The organism is Streptomyces sp. NPDC091272, assembly GCF_044757485.1.
Taxonomy (GTDB): Bacteria; Actinomycetota; Actinomycetes; order Streptomycetales; family Streptomycetaceae; genus Streptomyces.
Window position 1 is genome coordinate 38,230 of sequence record NZ_JBIVVC010000001.1, and the last position, 19,482, is coordinate 57,711.

Below are 19,482 nucleotides of genomic sequence, written 5' to 3' on the forward strand. Positions count from 1 at the left end.
GTGGGAACACGGTGCTCGATCACAGAACGTATGCAACCCACTGCGGGTGCTTGCGTCAAGTGACGGAGGCAGCGGCGCGGGGCCGCTGCCTCATTAATCGTCAGTTTGCCCTGTGCGGTGCGGTTTTCGCAGGCTCTCCGGCGTGCGGTGCTGCTTTCGCGGACTCTCCGGCACCAGGGCCGCGGTTCCTGCTGGAGGCTCGCGCCTCAACCGATCGACGCGGGGACCGGTTCCTCCTTGGTCGGCGTGATCCCCGTCTTCGCACGCCGTCCCCGCTTCTCGATCCAGGTGGCGAGCGCGGACAGCAGCAGACACAGCACGATGTAGAGCAGACCGATCACGACGATCGTCGAGACGTACGGGTACATGCCGTTCACCATCGTGTTGCTCGCGATCAGACGCGCGGTGTTCAGCAGCTCCGGGTAGAGGATCATGAAGCCGAGTGAGGTGTCCTTGAGGGTCACCACCAGCTGGCTGATGATCGTCGGGAGCATCGCCCGCACCGCCTGCGGCATCAGCACGCTGACCATGACCTGCGTCTTGCTCATGCCGAGCGCGTACGCGGCCTCGGCCTGGCCGCGGGGCACCGAGTTGATGCCCGCGCGCAGCACCTCGGCCTGCACACAGCCGTTGTAGATCGACAGCCCGATGGCCAGCGCCCACAGCGGTACGTCGGAGAGGAATCCGGCCCACACCGCGTAGATGGTGATCAGCAGCGGGATCGAGCGGAAGAGCTCGATGAAGCCGGTGGCCAGCCAGCTGACCGGCTTGTGGTCGGAGAGCCGGGCGACGGCCAGGAGCACGCCGAGGACCAGGGAGCCGACCGCCGCGAGCCCGAAGGCCTTGAGGGTGGCGAGCAGGCTCTCCGCGATGTTCTGCCGGATGCCCGCGTAGTTGAAGATGTCCCACATCTCCGGGGCGAGGTGCCCCTTGTCCGCGAGCCGGACGACGGCGACGACGACCAGGGCCAGGACGGCCACCGAACCGACGACCGTGTAGATCCGGTTGCGTACGACGGCCTTGGGGCCGGGAGCGTCGTAGAGAACGCTGGCACTCATCGTGCGACCTCCATGCGGTGCTCAAAGAAGCGGAAGAGGCCGCTGATGGCGAAGGTGATGATCAGGTACCCGAGGGCGACGAAGACGAAGATCGGCAGAATCGCGTAGCCGTCCTCGCTCAGCGTCTTCTGAACGCCGAACAGGTCGACGACGGCGAACGCTCCCGCGATCGCCGAGTTCTTGGTGAGGGCGATGAAAATGCTGCTCAGCGGGGGCAGGACGGTCCGGGTGGCCTGCGGCAGGATGATCATCCGCAGGGTCTGGCCGAAGGTCATGCCAAGCGAGCGAGCAGCTTCGGCCTGGCCGACCGGCACCGTGTTGATGCCGGAACGGACCGCCTCGCAGATGAACGAGGAGGTGTAGAAGCCGAGTGCGAGCGCCCCGAGGAGGAACGGGCTCATCCCGGGGAAGAAGATCTCCGGCACGACGAACGTGGAGACCAGGAACAGCAGGGTCAACGGGGTGTTGCGCAAGATCGTGACCCAGGCGGTTCCGAAGAACCTCAAGGGGGGCACGGGCGAGACCCGGAAGCCCGCGATGATCAGCCCCAGGACCAGGGCGATCACGCTGCTGACCGCGGTGATGAAGACGGTGCCTATGAAGCCTTCCCAGAACAAAGGCAGATGGTCGGTCAGTACGTTCATGAGGTCTCCGCGTCGGCGGTCAGCGGCTGGAGGGCAGGGGGAGCGGTGCCCCGTACGGAACCAGTGGCCGTACGGGGCACGTCGGTCGACCGGCTGGGGCCGAGGCCGGGCTGACCGGGTCAGCGGCGGCCGGAACCGGCGTCAGCGGCGGACGACAACCAAGATCAGTACTTCTCGACGGCCGGCGGCTCGGCGAACGTCGAGCCGGACAGGCCCAGCGTGGCGTCGTAGATCTTCTTGTACGTGCCGTCCTGGACGTGCTTGGTGATCGACTCGTTGATCGCGTCGCGCAGCGCCTTGTCGTCCTTGTTCAGGCCGATGCCGTACAGCTCGGTGGTGAAGGGCTGGCCGGTGACCTTGAGCTTGGTCGGGTTCTGCGCGGCGTAACCCTTGAGGATGGCGTCGTCCGTGGTGACCGCGTCGACCTGCTTGGTCAACAGCTGCTGCACGCAGTCCGAGTACTTGCCGAGCTCGACGACCGAGGCGCCGTACTCGGGCTTCTTGATCTCCTGGAGCGGGGTCGAGCCCTTGATGGAGCAGACCTTCTTGCCCTTGACGGTGGTCTTGTCCTTGATCCCCGTCTCGTCCTTGCGGATCAGCAGGTCGGCGCCGGCCTTGTAGTAGGGGCCCGCGAAGCCGACCTGCTTCTTGCGCTTGTCGTTGATCGAGTACGTACCGACGTAGTAGTCGACCTGACCCTGCGCGATGGTCGTCTCGCGGAGGTCGGAGTTGACCGTCTTCCACTCGATCTGGTCGGCGGAGAAGCCCAGGTCGGCGGCGACCATCGTGGCGATCTCGATGTCGAAGCCGGAGCGGACCTTGGTCGACTGGTCCTCGAAGCCGAGGTAGGGCTGGTCGGCCTTGGCGCCGATGACCAGCTTGCCGCGCGTCTTGGCAGCCTTGAAGGCGGGGGAGCCGTCGAGCTTCACGTCCTTGGCGACCGCGTACTTCGGGGCCTTGGGGGCGTCGGCGCCGCCGGGGGCCTTCGCACCGTCACCGGCCGAGCCCTCCTTGCCGCCACACGCGGTCGCGGTCAGGGCGAGCGCGGCGGCCATGGCTGCCACTGCGGCTGTCTTGCGGAGCTTCATGGTGAACATCCTCTACGTCGGTGTGTCGTTGGCCGGGATTCGCCGGCGGACGGGGAATCGGCGAGCGGCCGACGAACCGTCAGTGGTGAAGGATCTTCGACAGGAAGTCCTTGGCCCGGTCGCTACGAGGGTTGCTGAAGAACTGGTCCGGCGTGGCCTCTTCGACGATCTTTCCGTCCGCCATGAAGACGACCCGGTTCGCGGCCGAACGCGCGAACCCCATCTCGTGGGTGACGACCACCATGGTCATGCCGTCGCGGGCCAGCTGCTGCATGACCTCCAGGACCTCGTTGATCATCTCCGGGTCGAGCGCCGACGTGGGCTCGTCGAAGAGCATGACCTTCGGTTCCATGGCCAACGCCCGTGCGATGGCGACGCGTTGCTGCTGACCGCCGGAGAGCTGCGCCGGGTACTTGTCCGCCTGGGCGCCGACACCCACCCGGTCCAGCAGGGTGCGGGCCTTCTCCTCCGCGGTCTTCTTGTCCGTTCTGCGGACCTTGATCTGGCCCAGCGTGACGTTCTCCAGGATCGTCTTGTGGGCGAAGAGGTTGAACGACTGGAACACCATGCCGACGTCGGAGCGCAGCCGCGCCAGCTCCTTGCCCTCCTGGGGCAGGGGCTTCCCGTCGATGCGAATGGCGCCCGAGTCGATCGTCTCCAGGCGGTTGATCGTGCGGCACAGCGTGGACTTCCCGGACCCGGAGGGTCCGATGACGACGACGACCTCGCCACGGGCGATGGTCAGGTCGATGTCCTGGAGCACATGCAGCGCGCCGAAGTGCTTGTTGACGTTGCTCAGCACGACCAGTTCGCCCGACGCGGGTACTGCGTCCTCGGCGCCCTTGGTCACTGAAACTCCGCTCATCGGCTTTTGCTCCGTCCTCCTCGGTTGGGAGGACCCTAGTCACCCAGTGCGACCAGCGTCATTACATCTGAGCGGAAATTGAGCATAACGATCCGGCCGCAACCGGACACTCTGCGTGAACGGGGCACGGGAGGGGGATACCGGCTCCATAACGGAACAAGCCCGTGATGAGAAGGGTCTTGACGCAGAGTGTCCGGATCGGCGTGGATGCCTTGGGGGCCCCACACCACCCGTCCCGGCCCGACCACCCGCGCACCCGTATCCGACCGCACGAAAGCCGCGCACGGAAGGAGGAGGACCATGAGACTGCTGCTCGTCGAGGACGACAACCACGTCGCCGCCGCTCTGTCCGCTGTCCTCGCCCGGCACGGCTTCCAGGTCGTCCACGCACGCAACGGGGAGGAGGCGCTCCAGGCGTTCCTCCCTGACGACCGCGCCCCCCAGGAGCAGGAGCCCTTCGGTGTCGTGCTGCTCGACCTCGGCCTGCCCGACCAGGACGGGTACGAGGTCTGCGGCAAGATCCGCAAGCGCACCAGCACACCGGTGATCATGGTGACGGCGCGGGCGGACGTCCGCTCCCGCATCCACGGACTGAACCTCGGCGCCGACGACTACGTCACCAAGCCGTACGACACGGGCGAACTCCTGGCCCGTATCCACGCGGTGAGCAGACGCACGGTCACCGGGGAGGCGCCCTCGGCGTCCGGCGACACCGCCGTGCTGCTCGGCCCGGTGCGTATCGAACTCCCCACCCGCAGGGTCAGCGTCGACAGCGCCGCCGTCCAGCTGACCCGCAAGGAGTTCGACCTGCTCGCGCTCCTCGCCCAGCGTCCGGGCGTGGTCTTCCGCCGGGAGCAGATCATCAGCGAGGTGTGGCGCACGAGTTGGGAGGGGACGGGGCGAACGCTGGAGGTCCACGTGGCGTCCCTGCGCTCGAAGCTGGGAATGCCGGCCCTGATCGAAACGGTCCGGGGCGTCGGCTACCGACTGGTCGCCCCAGAACCTTCACCGGGTGCTTCGGGTGCTTCGGGTGCTTCCGACGTTTCTGGCGTTTCTGGTGTTTCCGGCGACCCTGCCACCCCTGACACCCCCGACGTGGCCGGTGCGCCCGGTGCCTCTGACGCCCCCGACGGGCCCGGTGACGCCGGGGCTGCCGGCGGGGCCCTCGGTACGTAACCCCTCGTGCGTACCCGCCTCCTCCCGCTCCTCATCATCCTGCTCGCCGGCATGCTGATCGCCTTCGGCTTCCCGCTCGCCGTCCGCATGGCAGCCGCCCAGCAGCAGCAGGTCGTGGTCGACAGGATCGACGACACCGCGCGCTTCGCCGCCCTCGCCCAGTACGTCACCGTGCGCACCGCGGCCGAGGACGAGCGCAGGAACACCCTGGAGGCCGAACTCGACCGCTACCAGGCGGTCTACAGCATCCGGGTCGGAGTCTTCTACCGCGACGGTGACGCGATGGCGGCCGCCCCGGCCGACTGGACCGTGCAGGCAGCAGGTGACCTGGGCAAGGAGGCCTTCCAGGAGGCCCTCGCCGGACGGCGCAGCCACGACCCGCCCCAGGTGTGGCCCTGGCAGGACCACACCCTTGTGGTGGCATCGCCCGTCGTACGGGACGGTGACGTGGTCGCCGTGGTGGTCACCGACTCGCCGACCGGACAGCTCCGTTCCCGCATCCTGCACGACTGGCTGCTGATCGCCGCGGGGGAGTTTGCGGCCCTGTTCGTGGCGATCGGCGCCGCGTTCCGGCTCACCGGGTGGGTGCTCCGGCCGGTGCGGGTGCTGGACGCCGCCACGCACGACATCGCGACGGGCCGGATGAACTCACGGGTCGCCCCCTCCGGCGGACCGCCCGAACTCCGACGCCTCGCGCGCTCGTTCAACGAGATGGCGGACAACGTCGAGGACGTACTGGAGCAGCAGCGCGCCTTCGTCGCCGACGCCTCGCACCAACTGCGCAACCCGCTCTCCGCACTGCTCCTGCGCATCGAACTGCTCGCCCTGGAGCTGCCCGAAGGCAACGAGGAGATCGCCTCGGTACGCACCGAGGGCAAGCGCCTGGCCAGGGTGCTGGACGACCTTCTCGACCTGGCGCAGGCCGAACACGCCCCCGCGGACCTCCGGCTGATCGACCTCGGAGAGATGGCGACGGAACGGGTGGCCGCCTGGTCCCCGCTCGCGAGCAGCAAGGGTGTACGTCTGCTGCGCAGCGGGCCGGCGGCCGTCACCGCCTGGGCCGATCCGGTGGCCCTGTCCAGCGCGCTCGACGCGGTGGTCGACAACGCGCTGAAGTTCACGCCCGCCGACGAGCAGGTCACGGTCACGGTCGAGTCCCAGGGGGACACCTGCACGGTCGTGGTGGCGGACGGCGGACCCGGCCTCGCCGAGGACGAACTGGCGCGCGTCGGCGACCGGTTCTGGCGCAGCAACCGTCACCAGAACGTCAAGGGCTCCGGTCTCGGCCTGTCCATCTCCCGCGCGCTGCTCCTCGCGGGCCGCGGCACGATCGCCTACGAGGCGAACGAACCCCACGGGCTGCGCGTGACGGTCACCGTTCCGCGCACCGAGCCATGAGCACCACCGGCGCCACGGCCCGGCTGAGCGGTGGCCGTCGTCCCCACATGCCTGACCGACCGATGGCCGCCGCCCCTGCACGGACTGGCGACCGGCGGCCGGGGACCACCCGGCCTGGCCGACCGGTGACCGTTGCCGCTGCGCGGTCCGGCGACCGGTGCCCAGTGACCGCACGGCCTGGCCACGCGGTGGCCGCCGCGCCCGTCACGGCTTCGCCGACCGGTAGTAGCGCGCCGCGCCTTCGTGCAGCGGCAGTGGGTCCGTGTAGATCGCGGTCCGCAGGTCCACCAGCTGCGCGGCGTGCACCTGCCGGCCGATGCCGTCCCGGCTGGCGATCACCGTCCGGGTGAACCGGTCCGTCAGCTCCGGGTCCGTACGGTCCGTGGTCACCAGCAGGTTGGCCACCGCCACCGTCGGGACGGCCGCCTGGTTGCGTACTTTCCCGTAGGCGTCGGCGGGCATCACGGCCGACCGGTAGTAGCGCGTGATGTCGCCGGGCTTCTGCAACGCTTCCACCAGCTCGGGGCCGAGCGGCACCAGCCGTACCGCCATCCGCTCCGACAGGTCGCGCACCGCGCTGGTCGGCAGCCCGCCCGACCAGAAGAACGCGTCGACGCTCCGGGACTCCAGCTGCTCCGGCATCGTGTCGATCCCTATCGACACCGGCCGCACGTCCCGCTCGGGATCGAGACCGGCCGCCGCCAGCAGGCGGTTCGACACCAGGCGTACCCCGGACCCCTCCTGGCCGACGGCGACCTCCTTGCCGCGCAGATCGGCGACGGTACGGATCTTCGAGTCGTCCGGCACCACCAGCTGCACGTAGTCGTCGTACAGCCGCGCGCAGCCGCGCAGCCGGTCCGCGCCCTCCCGGCGGTCCCGCTGGTACTTCGCGACGGCGTCGGCGGTCGCGATGGTGAAGTCGGCCTCCCCGGTGGCGACCCGCGCCAGGTTCTGCTGCGAGCCCTCGCTGGTACGGAGCGTGACGCCGACCTGCGGCATGTCCCGGCGCAGCGCCTCTTCGAGCAGCACTCCGTACCGCTGGTACACCCCGGTCCGCACCCCCGTGCTGAACGTCACCTGCCCGGACGGGGACGGCGCCCCGGACGGCAGCAGCCACCACAGCAGCAGCCCGCACACCGCCAGGGCGGCGACCGCCCCCTGGAGGGCACGACGGCGTCCGATGCGGGCGATGAGGGTGGGCATGCCCGCGATCCTGCCAGCTCACCCGCCCCGCGGACCAGAGGAATCCCGCAGCGGCCCCCGCGCGACGCCCCGGACGCCCGGGGCCCCGTACCCTGGTGGGCGAGATGAGCGAGAAGACCTACGAGGTGCGCACTTACGGGTGCCAGATGAACGTCCACGACTCCGAGCGCCTGTCCGGCCTCCTGGAGGGCGCGGGATACGTCCGTGCGCCCGAAGGGGCCGACGGTGACGCCGACGTCGTCGTCTTCAACACGTGCGCGGTCCGGGAGAACGCCGACAACAAGCTGTACGGCAATCTCGGACGGCTCGCGCCGATGAAGACGAAGCGGCCCGGCATGCAGATCGCCGTCGGTGGCTGCCTGGCGCAGAAGGACCGCGACACCATCACCAAGCGGGCCCCCTGGGTCGACGTGGTCTTCGGCACCCACAACATCGGCAAGCTGCCGGTGCTGCTGGAGCGTGCCCGTGTCCAGGAAGAGGCACAGGTCGAGATCGCCGAGTCGCTGGAGGCGTTCCCCTCGACGCTGCCCACCCGCCGCGAGAGTGCCTACGCCGCCTGGGTCTCCATCTCGGTGGGCTGCAACAACACCTGCACCTTCTGTATCGTGCCCGCGCTGCGCGGCAAGGAGAAGGACCGCAGGACCGGCGACATCCTCGCCGAGATCGAGGCCCTGGTCGACGAGGGCGTCTCCGAGATCACCCTGCTCGGGCAGAACGTCAACGCCTACGGCTCCGACATCGGCGACCGCGAGGCCTTCAGCAAGCTGCTGCGCGCCTGCGGGAAGATCGAAGGCCTGGAGCGGGTCCGCTTCACCTCGCCGCATCCCCGCGACTTCACCGACGACGTGATCGCCGCGATGGCCGAGACCCCGAACGTGATGCCGCAGCTGCACATGCCCCTGCAGTCCGGCTCCGACACGATCCTGAAGGCCATGCGCCGCTCCTACCGGCAGGAGCGCTTCCTCGGGATCATCGAGAAGGTGCGCGCCGCGATGCCGGACGCCGCCATCTCCACCGACATCATCGTGGGCTTCCCCGGCGAGACCGAGGAGGACTTCGAGCAGACGATGCACACGGTCCGCGAGGCCCGCTTCGCCAATGCCTTCACCTTCCAGTACTCCATCCGGCCCGGCACCCCCGCGGCCACCATGGAGAACCAGATCCCCAAGGAAGTCGTCCAGGAGCGCTACATGCGGCTGGTCGCCCTCCAGGAGGAGATCTCGTGGGAGGAGAACAAGAAGCAGGTCGGCCGCACCCTGGACGTCATGGTCGCCGAGGGTGAGGGCCGTAAGGACGGAGCGACGCTCCGGCTGTCCGGCCGCGCCGCGGACAACCGCCTCGTCCACTTCACCAAGCCGGACCAGGACGTACGCCCCGGTGACGTGGTGACCGTCGAGATCACCTATGCCGCGCCCCACCACCTCCTCGCCGAGGGCGATACGCAGGCCGTACGCCGAACCCGCGCCGGTGACGCGTGGGAGAAGCGCAACGCCGAGCCGCAGCAGGGCCCCGGCGTCATGTTGGGCCTGCCGAAGATCGGCGTTCCGGAACCGCTGCCGGTGGCCACGGGCGGCTGCGGCGTCGGCTGACCGCCGCTAGCGCAGCGCCCCAGCTGTGGACGGACGAGCGCCCGCCGGCCGGGAGTTGTTCAGCGCCCAGCTGCCGGCGGACGGACACCCGGTAGGCCGGGAGCTCGGCACCTCACCTCAGGGCCCGGGGGAGCCCGGCACCTCACCTCAGGGCCCGGGGGAGCCCGGCACCTCACCTCAGGGCCCGGCGGGCGCCCCGCGTTAGGCTGCCGGTCATGCTCGTAGCCGCCGCTGTATGCCCCTGTCCGCCGTTGCTCGTCCCCGAGGTCGCCGCGGGTGCCGCGGCCGAACTCGACGCCGCACGGGACGCCTGCGCCGACGCGCTGGGTGTGCTCGCCGCGTCACGGCCCGACCTGCTGGTCGTGCTCGGCCCCGCAGGGCCGCAGGCCAGGCGGCCGTACCAGCAGGGCACCAGGGGCAGCTTCGCGGCGTTCGGCGTCGACCTGGAAGTGCGACTCGGAGCCGGTGCGGGCGGCTCAGCCCCCGGAACCAGGGACCCGGCCCCGGAGCGCCCGCTTCCGCCGTCCCTCTCCGTGGCTGCCTGGCTCCTGGACCGCGCGAACTGGGCCGCCGCCCCCGTCGAGGGTCTCGGCGTGGGAGAGCCCCTGGCCGCGGCCCGCTGTGCGGAAGCGGGCCGGGAAGTGGCCGCGCGGGCGGACCGGGTGGCTCTGCTGGTGATGGGTGACGGCAGCGCCTGCCGCACGCTCAAGGCCCCCGGTTATCTCGACGCCCGCGCGGAGGGCTTCGACGCTGCCGCCGCCCGCGCACTGGGCACCGCCGACACTGCGGCCCTGCTCGCGATGAACGAGGACCTGGCGTACGCGTTGAAGGCCGCCGGCCGCGCCCCCTGGCAGGTGCTCGCCGGTGCGGGCGAGGGGGCGGGTCTGAGCGGGCAACTGCTGTACGAGGACGCCCCGTACGGCGTGGGGTACTTCGTCGCTGCCTGGTCCTGAAGGTTCCGGGGAGGGGATGTCCGTCCGCGTCACGGCGCGAACGGCCCTGCGGGAGGCCGGAATCACCGGTCGCTGAAGGGCCGGAACTGCTGCCTTGTTGAGTTGCCAAGGTGCGTTGGTGTCATGGGAACGGCCGCGGAACCGAAATGGTTCCGCGGCCGTTCCCATGCCGTGCCGGGGCTTCAGGAAGCCGGCGGCGCGGGCGGAGTCGTACCGCCACCCGCCGGCGGAGGCGGGGTCGTACCACCGCCCGCGGGGGGAGGCGGCGTGGTGCCGCCGCCCGCCGGCGGAGGCGTGGTGCCGTCGTCCTTCGTCGAGAGACGGTCCAAGGCACCCTTCGCCTTGCCCGTCCCCGACTGGATCTGACTGCTGTACTTGCCCTTGGTCTTGGAGTCGACCGCCTGGGCCGCCTTGTCGAGGCCCTGCTCGATCTTGCCCCCGTGCTGTTGTGCGAGGTCCGCGGCCTTGTCCTTGGCCGGGGCCAGCTTGGCCTTCAAATTGTCCAGGAAGCCCATGGGGTCACTTTCCTTCGTGGGGACGTGTTCCAATTTCGCCGAACCCGGAGGATCTACTTCCGGACGCTTTCGCCGACCTCATTGTCCGCTGCTTCCTCCGCGGACTGCTGCTTGGGGATCTCCACATTGTCCGTGGCGGAAGCTTCGGCATCCTCGGCCGCGACTCGGCGAGCCGTGACTTCCGCCGCGGCGGCCTCGGCGGAGGCCCCGTCGGAGGAGGATGAGGTGGTTTCGTCAGAGGTGGTGCTGTCGGAGACCGCGTCGTCGGAGGCAGCTTGGGCGGCCGGGTCCGCCGGGACCACTGCCTCCTCGGCAGTCACGCTCTCCGTGGCGCTCTCGGCCGTCGGGGTGGCCTCCCGGGCCTCCTCGGTTGACACCTCGACAGCGTCCTTGGACTTCCGACGAAACAGTGCAAAAACGCCCATGTTTACTCCATACCATACGTGTGTGGGCGAAATCCCGCGGCTTCCGGTGCGTCTCATGGCGCCACCCCGGGAGGCCGGTGCGCAAACCGGCGTGCGGAACCTCGCAACAGGAAACGACCCTGTGCGCGTGCCGTCACGTCGCTCGTTCGGGGAACGGTCGCGAGGTTTGCGAGACTGTGGCGGTGAGAAGTGCAGCTCCCGCACCGCGGGTCATCGCCGTCGTCGGACCGACCGCGGCCGGAAAGTCCGATCTTGGCGTGGCCCTGGCCCAGCATTTCGGGGGCGAGGTCGTCAACGCCGACTCCATGCAGCTCTACCGGGGGATGGACATCGGTACCGCCAAGCTGACGCCGCAGGAGCGCGGGGGCGTCCCGCACCACCTGCTGGACATCTGGGAGGTCACCGTCACGGCGAACGTCGCCGAGTACCAGCGGCTCGCCCGCAAGGAGATCGACCGGCTTCTCTCCGAAGGCCGCACCCCCGTCCTCGTCGGAGGCTCGGGGCTGTACGTCAAGGGCGCCATCGACGTCATGGAGTTCCCCGGCACCGACCCCGAGGTGCGCGCCCGGCTGGAGGCCGAACTCGCCGAGCAGGGCCCCGGCGCTCTCCATCTGCGCCTCGCGGCCGCCGACCCCGCCGCGGCCGCCGCGATCCTCCCCGGCAACGGCCGCCGTATCGTCCGCGCACTCGAAGTGATCGAGATCACCGGCCGCCCCTTCACCGCCAATCTGCCGGGCCACGAGTCCGTGTACGACACGGTGCAGATCGGTGTCGACGTCGCCCGCCCGGAGCTCGACGAGCGCATCACCACGCGCGTGGACCGCATGTGGGAGGCCGGCCTGGTGGAAGAGGTGCGCAGGCTGGAGGAGCGGGGGTTGCGGGACGGCCTCACCGCCTCCCGGGCCCTGGGCTACCAGCAGGTGCTTTCCGCTCTCGCGGGGGACTGCACGGACGCCGAGGCGCGCGCCGAGACCGTCCGCACCACCAAGCGGTTCGCCCGTCGTCAGGACTCGTGGTTCCGCCGTGACCCCCGGGTGCACTGGCTGAGCGGCGCGGCCGAGCACCGTGCGGAACTCCCGCACCGGGCGCTGGCGTTGCTCGAACGGGCGGTCACAGCCTGATCACGTGATGGCATCGGGACGCCCCGCCCGTCATTCCGGCGCCCGCACGCGTGCCATCATCGAGCTTCGATCGACCGTTGGAGTCCGAGTGGGGAGGGCGCGTGGCGATGGAGGCCGGCCCTCGTGACAGAGCGCAGGAAGAACCCGAGCGGTTGAGCCCGGACGGGCCCGACGAGCGGTCCGGGACGCCCGAGGGCCTCGCCGGAGTGCCGGAGGACCCCGAGCTCCCCGGCCTGCCCGACCCCGAGGCCGAGGTCGAGGTGGAGCTGCGACCGCAACGGCGCCTGCGGATCTGGCAGCTCGCCCCGATCGTGGTGCTCGCCGCCCTCGGTTCGCTGATGTTCGCCTTCCCGCTCGCCTTCGAGATCGGCGACGGGGGAGCGGTGGTCGCCATGCTGGGCCTGCTGATCAGCGGTTGCGCCGCCGGCTGGGGCATGATGGCCGCCCGCCGGGTCGGCCACACCTGGCCCGGTCTCCCCGCCCGGGGTTCCGGCGACCGTGCGGACTGGCGGATCGCCACCCTCTACGCGGTGGTGTGCGTGGTGCTGGTCGCCCTCGCCGTCTGGCGGGTCGCCAGACTTCGCTGAGCCCGCCCCCCCCCCGCGGAACGGCCGTCTGGCGCGTCGCAAGACTTCGCTGAGCCCGCCCCCCGAGGAACGGCCCACGCGTCCGTTGAGAGGCACGGAACGGCCCACGCGCCTGCGGCCGCCCTCGGGCGTGCACGCCCGAAGATCCGTTGTCGGGCCCTCCCTTTACGATGGGTTCCGTGACCACCGCATCCGCCGCCCCCGCGCCGACCGCCTTCCTCAAGGGCCACGGCACCGAGAACGACTTCGTGATCGTTCCGGACCCGGACAACGCCCTCGACCTGCCCGCCCCCGTCGTCGCCCGGCTGTGCGACCGGCGGGCCGGCATCGGTGGCGACGGGCTGCTGCACGTGGTGCGCTCCGCCGCGCACCCGGACGCGCGGACCATGGCCGGTGCGGCCGAGTGGTTCATGGACTACCGCAACGCCGACGGTTCCGTCGCCGAGATGTGCGGCAACGGCGTACGCGTCTTCGCCCGCTACCTCCAGCACGCCGGGCTCGTGAGCGAGGGCGAGCTCGACATCGCCACCCGCGGCGGCGTGAAGCGCGTCCACCTCGACAAGAACGGCGACGTCACCGTCTCGATGGGCCGGGCGGTGCTCCCCGAGGGCGACGTCACCGTCTCCGTCGGAGACCGCAGCTGGCCCGCCCGTAACGTCAACATGGGCAACCCGCACGCCGTCGCCTTCGTCAAGGACCTGACGCACGCGGGGAGCCTTTTCACCCCGCCGCCGTTCAGCCCGGCGACCGCCTACCCGCAGGGTGTGAACGTCGAATTCGTCGTCGACCGCGGTCCGCGGCACGTCGCGATGCGCGTCCACGAACGCGGCGCGGCCGAGACACGCTCCTGCGGTACCGGCGCGTGCGCCGTCGCCGTGGCCGCGGCCCGCCGCGACGGCGCGGACCCCACCGTCACCGGCGTCCCCGTGACGTACACCGTGGACGTGCTCGGCGGACGTCTCATGATCACCGAGCGACCGGACGGGACGGTCGAGATGACCGGCCCCGCCGTGATCGTCGCGGAGGGGCACATCGAGCCGTCCTGGCTCGCCGAGATCGAAAATCCCGCTGCCTGAACGTTCCCTCGAACGAGTGATCCGGTTCACGCTGGGCGGGACCCGGTCAACACCGCGTGGTGGGCTCGGTAGCATCAAGCACCGGCCCCGACGGGACACTCCCGTACGAAGGCAGGGGGGAGTCGCCACCCGCCCACCGCCGGTCGAGGCTGCCGGAGGTGCCCATGAGTGCAGAGGCCACCAATCCCAACGGTGTGTCGCCAGAGCTTCGCCAGCCGGTCCAGCCGGCGGCGCTCCAGCGCAACGCGCAGGTCCGCAGACGCGGTCGGCCCAGGATCGACCTGCGCCGGCTCGGCAAGGCGGCCCTGCTCGGGTCCACCACGCGTGGCCGCACCCCCGACGCGATCGCCCACGTGGCGGAGGCCCACCGCGCGCACCATCCGGAGGCCGACCTCACGATCCTCAGCCGGGCCTACGTCCTCGCCGAGTCCTCCCACCGCGGACAGATGCGCAAGAGCGGCGAGCCGTACATCACCCACCCGCTGGCCGTCACGCTGATCCTCGCCGAACTCGGCGCCGAGACCACCACCCTGACCGCCTCGCTCCTGCACGACACCGTGGAGGACACCGACGTCACCCTCGACCAGGTGCGCGAGCAGTTCGGCGACGAGGTGTGCTTCCTCGTCGACGGCGTCACCAAGCTGGAGAAGGTCGACTACGGGGCGGCGGCCGAGCCCGAGACCTTCCGCAAGATGCTGGTCGCCACCGGCAACGACGTACGCGTGATGTCGATCAAGCTGGCCGACCGGCTGCACAACATGCGCACCCTGGGTGTGATGCGTCCCGAGAAACAGGTCCGCATCGCCAAGGTCACCCACGACGTCCTCATCCCGCTCGCCGAACGGCTCGGTGTGCAGGCGCTCAAGACCGAGCTGGAGGACCTCGTCTTCGCGATCCTCCAGCCCGACGACTACGCCCGTACCCGAGCGCTGATCGACGACAACGGGGCCCAGGGGGACCCCCTCGCGCCGATCGCCGACAGCGTCCGCGGTGTCCTGAAGGACGCGGGGATCACCGCGGAGGTCGTCATCAGGCCGCGGCACTCGGTCTCCGTGCACCGCATCTCCCGCAAGCGCGACGACCTGCGGGGCACGGACTTCGGGCGGCTCCTGGTGCTGGTGGCCGAGGACGCCGACTGCTACGCCGTCCTCGGCGAACTGCACACCTGCTTCACCCCGGTGATCTCCGAGTTCAAGGACTTCATCGCCTCGCCCAAGTTCAACCTCTACCAGTCCCTGCACACCGCCGTCGCGGGCGGCGACGGCGCCGTCGCCGAGGTGCTCATCCGTACGCACCAGATGCACAAGGTGGCCGAGGCGGGCGTCGTCGCGCTCGGCAACCCCTACGCCCAGCCCGACGCGGCCGAGTCGGTGACCGAGGGCGAACGGGTCGACCCGACCAGGCCTGGGTGGCTGTCCAGGCTCCTGGAGTGGCAGGAGTCCACGCCCGACCCGGACGCCTTCTGGTCCTCGCTGCGGGCCGACCTCGCGCAGGACCGGGAGATCACGGTGTTCCGCTCCGACGGCGGCACGCTCGGCCTGCCCGCGGGCGCGAGCTGTGTGGACGCCGCCTACGCGCAGTACGGCGAGGCCGCCCACGCGTGTATCGGCGCCCGTGTGAACGGGCGCCTGGCCACCCTCAGCACGGTGCTGCGCGACGGCGACAGCGTGCAGCTGCTGCTCGCCCACGACGCGGCCTCCGGGCCCTCGCCCGACTGGCTCGACCACGCCCGTACCCCCGCCGCCCGGATCGCCATCGCGGGCTGGCTCGCGGACCCGGACCCGGACACGGCGCACGACGCGGGCCCCCAGAAGGACGCCGGGCCGGAAGGCGCGGAGGCGTCGGGCCGGCAGGAGGAGTCCACCCCTGCGCCCGTCGCGGCTCCTGAGGCCGCCCAGGAGGCTCCGCGCCCCCTTGTGGAGAACGCCGTGACCGATCTGCCCGACGTGAGCGTGCGCCTGGCCGGCTGCTGCACTCCCGTGCCGCCCGACCGGGTGTTGGGCTTCGCGGTACGCGGCGGTGTCGTCACGGTGCACCGCGAGGGCTGCTCCGCCGTCACCCGGATGCGGTCTCTCGGCAGGGAACCGGTCGCCGTGCGCTGGCAGGACACCGCGGACTGCCGGGTCACCCTGGTCGCCGAGTCCTTCGGCCGCCCGCACCTGCTGGCCGACCTGACGGAAGCCATCGCGACCGCCGGGGTGGAGGTCGTCTCCGCCACCGTCGAGCCGCCGACCGAACAGCGCGTCAGACACACCTACACCCTCCAGCTGCCGGACGCCGCGGAGCTGCCCGCACTGATGCGCTCGATGCGGGAGGTGCCAGGCGTGTACGACGTCAGCCGGGCCCAGCACCCGGCATCCACCTGACCACCGGCAGAGCACCCGGGCCGCGTCCGCCGACCGTCCCGCACGTAACAAGACAGCCAGCGCGCCAGGCGCACCGCCCGACCGCCCCTCGTTCGGGTGGTGCGGTGCGTGCCGTCCCCCAGGTCGGCCCCGGCCGCTGATAGCGGTAGCTCATGCTGCCCACCTCCCCGCGCCTGCGAGCCGTAGTACTGGCCGCCGCCTCCGTCTCCCTCGTCGGGGCGGTCCTGCCCGCCCCCGTGCCCCTCGGCATCGGGGACCCGCTCTTCCCCCATCTGGGCAACCCCGGGTACGACGTCCTCTCGTACGACATCGGGTTCACCTACAGCGGCGACAACACCAAGCCGCTGGACGCCGTCACCACGATCGAGGCGCGGGCCACGGCGCCGCTGGAGCACCTCAACCTCGACTTCGCGCACGGCACCGTGAAATCCGTCGACATGGACGGCGCGCGCGCCGAGTTCGCCCGTACCGGAGAGGACCTGGTCGTCACGCCCGAAAGTAGCGTCCGCGAGGGCGCGCGTACGGTCATCACCGTCCGGCACACCAGCAACCCGGTCGGCGACACCTCCGACGGCGGCTGGGTGCGCACCACGGACGGGCTCGCCCTGGCCGCACAGGCGGACGCCGCCCACCGGGTCTTCCCGTGCAACGACCACCCCTCCGACAAAGCGCTCTTCACCTTCCGGGTGACCGCGCCCAAGGACCGCACGGTCGTCGCCAACGGGCTGCCGTCCGCCGCGCCGCGGCAGATCAAGGGCCGCAAGGGAGCCCAGGACACCGTGTCCTGGACGTACCGCAGCGGACACCCCATGGCGACCGAGCTCGCGCAGGTGTCGATCGGCAGGTCCGCGGTCCCGCGCAGGACCGGCCCGCACGGCCTGCCCGTCAGGGACGTGGTGCCGGCCGCCGACGCGCAGCGGCTGGAGCCCTGGCTGCGGAAGACCCCCGCGCACCTGAAGTGGATGGAGGACCGGGTCGGGCGCTACCCCTTCGAGACGTACGGGGTGCTCGTCGCCGATGCGAACACGGGCTTCGAGCTGGAGACGCAGACACTGTCCCTGTTCGAGCGGTCGCTGTTCACGGCCGGGGGCTACCCGGAGTGGTACGTGGACTCGATCATGGTCCACGAACTGGCGCACCACTGGTTCGGCAACAGCGTCTCACCGCGCTCCTGGTCCGACCTGTGGCTGAACGAGGGACACGCCACCTGGTACGAAGCCCTGTACGCGGCGAAGCAGCGGCCCCTTGAGGCGCGTATGAAGGCCGCCTACAGCAGCTCCGACGCGTGGCGGCAGGAGGGCGGCGCCCCGGCCGCCCCGAAGCCGTCCGAGCCAGGACAGAAGATCAGCATCTTCCGGCCGGTCGTCTACGACGGCAGTGCCCTGGTCCTCTACGCGCTGCGCCAGGAGATCGGTGAGAGCGCGTTCGACAGGATCGAGCGTCGCTGGGTGCAGACCCACCGGGACTCGGTGGCGACCACCGCGGACTTCGTGGAACTCGCCTCGGACGTCGCCGGACGTGACCTCTCCGGCTTCTTCCAGGAGTGGCTGTACGGACAGCGGACCCCGCCGATGCCGGGGCACCCGGACTGGCGCAGCGCGGCACCCCGGGGCTCGGGGAACCCTCGTTGAGCAGCGGCTCCACAGGTACGTAAACCACTGGGAAGACCGGGCCGTGCCGTGCGACCATCTATGGGTCGGCGGCACGGCGAGACGGCGCGATCTTCGCGGAAACGTCGCGATTTCACGGAAATCAGGCGTTTTCCCGGAAACTTCTCGGGAGCCCCCGGGAATCATCCGGGAACGTCACACGTTGTGACTGTCGACGGGAGCTTTCCGGCTTCCGGCAGGGACACCCCAGTCCACCCACACGCGACCTAAGGATCCAATGACCCCCTCCACTTCTTCCCCTTCCACGAACGACAACATCACAGACAGCCTGCGGGCCGATGCCCTGATGGAAGAGGACGTCGCCTGGAGTCACGAGATCGACGGAGACCGGGACGGCGACCAGTTCGACCGCTCCGAGCGGGCCGCGCTGCGACGTGTGGCCGGCCTCTCCACCGAGCTTGAGGACGTCACCGAGGTCGAGTACCGGCAGCTGCGCCTGGAGCGCGTGGTGCTGGTGGGTGTCTGGACGTCGGGGACCGCGCAGGACGCGGACAACTCCCTCGCGGAGCTGGCGGCGCTCGCCGAGACGGCCGGAGCCCTGGTGCTCGACGGCGTGGTGCAGCGGCGCGACAAGCCGGACCCGGCCACGTACATCGGCTCGGGCAAGGCCCTGGAACTGCGGGACATCGTCCTGGAGACCGGCGCCGACACCGTGGTCTGTGACGGTGAGCTCAGCCCCGGCCAGCTCATCCACCTCGAAGACGTCGTCAAGGTTAAGGTGGTCGACCGGACCGCGCTGATCCTCGACATCTTCGCCCAGCACGCCAAGTCCCGTGAGGGCAAGGCGCAGGTCGCGCTCGCGCAGATGCAGTACATGCTGCCGCGGCTGCGCGGCTGGGGTCAGTCGCTGTCCCGGCAGATGGGTGGCGGCGGCGGTGGCGGCATGGCCACCCGCGGACCCGGTGAGACCAAGATCGAGACGGACCGCCGTCGGATCCGCGAGAAGATGGCGAAGATGCGCCGGGAGATCACGGAGATGAAGACCGGCCGCGAGCTCAAGCGGCAGGAACGCAGGCGCAACAAGGTGCCCTCGGTCGCCATCGCCGGGTACACCAACGCGGGCAAGTCCTCGCTGCTGAACCGCCTCACGGGCGCGGGCGTGCTGGTGGAGAACTCGCTCTTCGCCACCCTCGACCCGACCGTGCGCCGGGCCGAGACGCCCAGCGGGCGGCTCTACACGCTGGCGGACACCGTCGGATTCGTCCGGCACCTGCCGCACCACATCGTCGAGGCGTTCCGCTCCACCATGGAGGAGGTCGGTGACTCCGACCTGATCCTGCACGTGGTGGACGGCTCGCACCCGGCGCCGGAGGAGCAGCTGGCCGCCGTGCGCGAGGTGATCCGTGACGTCGGCGCGCTCGACGTGCCGGAGATCGTCGTGATCAACAAGGCGGACGCGGCCGATCCGGTCGTCCTGCAGCGGCTGTTGCGCATCGAGAAGCACGCCATCGCGGTCTCGGCGCGTTCGGGCCAGGGAATCGCGGAGCTCCTGGAGCTCATCGACCGTGAACTGCCGCGCCCCTCGGTCGAGATCGAGGTCCTGGTGCCCTACATCCAGGGTGCGCTGGTGTCGCGTGCCCACGCCGAGGGCGAGGTGATCTCCGAGGAGCACACCGAGGAGGGCACGCTGCTCAAGGCCCGGGTGCACGGGGAACTGGCGGCGGAGTTCGCCTCGTTCGTCCCGACCGCGCACTGAGCCGGTCCGTACCGGCGGCAAGGCAAGAGGCCGATGGCCGCGCCCCTGACAC

The 19,482-nt window shown here is 70.5% G+C and carries 16 protein-coding genes and 1 pseudogene; 10 read left to right on the forward strand and 7 right to left on the reverse strand.

The window, feature by feature from the left end; translation table 11 throughout:
* Nucleotides 1-206: 206 nt before the first annotated feature.
* From ACIQM4_RS00150 to ACIQM4_RS00165, 4 genes are all read right to left on the reverse strand, one after another.
* Nucleotides 207-1,058 (reverse strand): amino acid ABC transporter permease, encoded by an 852-nt coding sequence (locus ACIQM4_RS00150; RefSeq protein ID WP_401583768.1) that lies wholly within the window; start codon nucleotides 1,056-1,058, stop codon nucleotides 207-209.
* Nucleotides 1,055-1,702 carry an amino acid ABC transporter permease gene (locus tag ACIQM4_RS00155; protein ID WP_401583771.1) on the reverse strand — a complete coding sequence of 216 codons (648 nt, stop codon included), beginning with the start codon at nucleotides 1,700-1,702 and terminating at the stop codon, nucleotides 1,055-1,057. Before ACIQM4_RS00155 ends, ACIQM4_RS00150 begins: the two co-directional genes overlap by 4 nt.
* Before the next feature lie 164 nt (nucleotides 1,703-1,866).
* Nucleotides 1,867-2,790, reverse strand: a complete 924-nt coding sequence (locus ACIQM4_RS00160; protein ID WP_401583774.1) for a glutamate ABC transporter substrate-binding protein — start codon at nucleotides 2,788-2,790, stop codon at nucleotides 1,867-1,869.
* A 79-nt stretch (nucleotides 2,791-2,869) separates the two neighbouring features.
* Complete coding sequence (locus ACIQM4_RS00165; RefSeq protein ID WP_401583777.1) at nucleotides 2,870-3,655, reverse strand: amino acid ABC transporter ATP-binding protein; 786 nt, start codon at nucleotides 3,653-3,655, stop codon at nucleotides 2,870-2,872.
* Between the two features lie 300 nt (nucleotides 3,656-3,955).
* Between ACIQM4_RS00165 and ACIQM4_RS00170 the strand changes: the two are divergent.
* Together ACIQM4_RS00170 and ACIQM4_RS00175 are read left to right on the forward strand one after the other, a co-directional pair.
* Nucleotides 3,956-4,654, forward strand: a pseudogene (locus ACIQM4_RS00170) (response regulator transcription factor); the annotation flags it as partial.
* Nucleotides 4,655-4,837: 183 nt separating this feature from the next.
* Nucleotides 4,838-6,229 carry an ATP-binding protein gene (locus tag ACIQM4_RS00175; protein WP_401583780.1) on the forward strand — a complete coding sequence of 464 codons (1,392 nt, stop codon included), beginning with the start codon at nucleotides 4,838-4,840 and terminating at the stop codon, nucleotides 6,227-6,229.
* A 204-nt stretch (nucleotides 6,230-6,433) separates the two neighbouring features.
* Here ACIQM4_RS00175 and ACIQM4_RS00180 read toward each other — a convergent pair whose 3' ends face one another.
* Complete coding sequence (locus ACIQM4_RS00180) at nucleotides 6,434-7,432, reverse strand: TAXI family TRAP transporter solute-binding subunit (protein ID WP_401583783.1); 999 nt, start codon at nucleotides 7,430-7,432, stop codon at nucleotides 6,434-6,436.
* Nucleotides 7,433-7,536: 104 nt separating this feature from the next.
* Here ACIQM4_RS00180 and miaB point away from each other — a divergent pair, with 104 nt between their 5' ends.
* Nucleotides 7,537-9,021: a tRNA (N6-isopentenyl adenosine(37)-C2)-methylthiotransferase MiaB gene (miaB, locus tag ACIQM4_RS00185; protein ID WP_401583786.1), complete on the forward strand. Its 1,485-nt coding sequence runs from the start codon at nucleotides 7,537-7,539 to the stop codon at nucleotides 9,019-9,021.
* Between the two features lie 215 nt (nucleotides 9,022-9,236).
* Entirely contained in the window at nucleotides 9,237-9,974 is a 738-nt protein-coding gene (locus ACIQM4_RS00190; protein WP_401583789.1) for a class III extradiol dioxygenase subunit B-like domain-containing protein, read from the forward strand.
* A 182-nt stretch (nucleotides 9,975-10,156) separates the two neighbouring features.
* Here ACIQM4_RS00190 and ACIQM4_RS00195 read toward each other — a convergent pair whose 3' ends face one another.
* Together ACIQM4_RS00195 and ACIQM4_RS00200 are read right to left on the reverse strand one after the other, a co-directional pair.
* Entirely contained in the window at nucleotides 10,157-10,489 is a 333-nt protein-coding gene (locus ACIQM4_RS00195; RefSeq protein WP_401583793.1) for an Rv0909 family putative TA system antitoxin, read from the reverse strand.
* A gap of 53 nt (nucleotides 10,490-10,542) precedes the next feature.
* On the reverse strand, nucleotides 10,543-10,866 hold the full coding sequence (locus ACIQM4_RS00200; RefSeq protein WP_401583796.1) for a hypothetical protein: 324 nt from the start codon (nucleotides 10,864-10,866) through the stop codon (nucleotides 10,543-10,545).
* 230 nt (nucleotides 10,867-11,096) lie between these two features.
* Between ACIQM4_RS00200 and miaA the strand changes: the two genes are divergently transcribed.
* The 6 genes from miaA (at nucleotide 11,097) to hflX (ending at nucleotide 19,430) form a co-directional block, all read left to right on the forward strand.
* Nucleotides 11,097-12,035, forward strand: coding sequence for a tRNA (adenosine(37)-N6)-dimethylallyltransferase MiaA (gene miaA / locus ACIQM4_RS00205; RefSeq protein WP_401583798.1), 939 nt, complete (start codon nucleotides 11,097-11,099; stop codon nucleotides 12,033-12,035).
* Between the two features lie 107 nt (nucleotides 12,036-12,142).
* Nucleotides 12,143-12,622: a hypothetical protein gene (locus tag ACIQM4_RS00210; protein ID WP_401585971.1), complete on the forward strand. Its 480-nt coding sequence runs from the start codon at nucleotides 12,143-12,145 to the stop codon at nucleotides 12,620-12,622.
* A gap of 179 nt (nucleotides 12,623-12,801) precedes the next feature.
* Complete coding sequence (dapF, locus tag ACIQM4_RS00215; protein ID WP_401583800.1) at nucleotides 12,802-13,698, forward strand: diaminopimelate epimerase; 897 nt, start codon at nucleotides 12,802-12,804, stop codon at nucleotides 13,696-13,698.
* Nucleotides 13,699-13,862: 164 nt separating this feature from the next.
* Nucleotides 13,863-16,064, forward strand: coding sequence for a RelA/SpoT family protein (locus ACIQM4_RS00220; RefSeq protein WP_401583803.1), 2,202 nt, complete (start codon nucleotides 13,863-13,865; stop codon nucleotides 16,062-16,064).
* 152 nt (nucleotides 16,065-16,216) lie between these two features.
* The gene (locus ACIQM4_RS00225; protein WP_401583806.1) at nucleotides 16,217-17,695 is read left to right on the forward strand and encodes a M1 family metallopeptidase; all 1,479 of its coding nucleotides are present in this window, start codon (nucleotides 16,217-16,219) and stop codon (nucleotides 17,693-17,695) included.
* Nucleotides 17,696-17,951: 256 nt separating this feature from the next.
* A complete protein-coding gene (gene hflX, locus ACIQM4_RS00230; protein ID WP_401583809.1) occupies nucleotides 17,952-19,430 on the forward strand; it encodes a GTPase HflX in 1,479 nt (492 codons plus the stop codon).
* Nucleotides 19,431-19,482: the final 52 nt, after the last annotated feature.

What these genes read in the sequence shown, in the direction of transcription:
- ACIQM4_RS00165 (WP_401583777.1), bottom strand. Translation starts at nt 3,655, where the DNA reads ATGAGCGGAGTTTCAGTGACCAAGGGCGCCGAGGACGCAGTACCCGCG.
- ACIQM4_RS00180 (WP_401583783.1), bottom strand. Translation starts at nt 7,432, where the DNA reads ATGCCCACCCTCATCGCCCGCATCGGACGCCGTCGTGCCCTCCAGGGG.
- ACIQM4_RS00210 (WP_401585971.1), top strand. Translation starts at nt 12,143, where the DNA reads ATGGAGGCCGGCCCTCGTGACAGAGCGCAGGAAGAACCCGAGCGGTTG.
- ACIQM4_RS00190 (WP_401583789.1), top strand. Translation starts at nt 9,237, where the DNA reads ATGCTCGTAGCCGCCGCTGTATGCCCCTGTCCGCCGTTGCTCGTCCCC.
- miaB (WP_401583786.1), top strand. Translation starts at nt 7,537, where the DNA reads ATGAGCGAGAAGACCTACGAGGTGCGCACTTACGGGTGCCAGATGAAC.
- ACIQM4_RS00225 (WP_401583806.1), top strand. Translation starts at nt 16,217, where the DNA reads ATGCTGCCCACCTCCCCGCGCCTGCGAGCCGTAGTACTGGCCGCCGCC.
- ACIQM4_RS00195 (WP_401583793.1), bottom strand. Translation starts at nt 10,489, where the DNA reads ATGGGCTTCCTGGACAATTTGAAGGCCAAGCTGGCCCCGGCCAAGGAC.
- ACIQM4_RS00160 (WP_401583774.1), bottom strand. Translation starts at nt 2,790, where the DNA reads ATGAAGCTCCGCAAGACAGCCGCAGTGGCAGCCATGGCCGCCGCGCTC.
- ACIQM4_RS00150 (WP_401583768.1), bottom strand. Translation starts at nt 1,058, where the DNA reads ATGAGTGCCAGCGTTCTCTACGACGCTCCCGGCCCCAAGGCCGTCGTA.
- hflX (WP_401583809.1), top strand. Translation starts at nt 17,952, where the DNA reads ATGACCCCCTCCACTTCTTCCCCTTCCACGAACGACAACATCACAGAC.
- ACIQM4_RS00220 (WP_401583803.1), top strand. Translation starts at nt 13,863, where the DNA reads ATGAGTGCAGAGGCCACCAATCCCAACGGTGTGTCGCCAGAGCTTCGC.
- ACIQM4_RS00155 (WP_401583771.1), bottom strand. Translation starts at nt 1,702, where the DNA reads ATGAACGTACTGACCGACCATCTGCCTTTGTTCTGGGAAGGCTTCATA.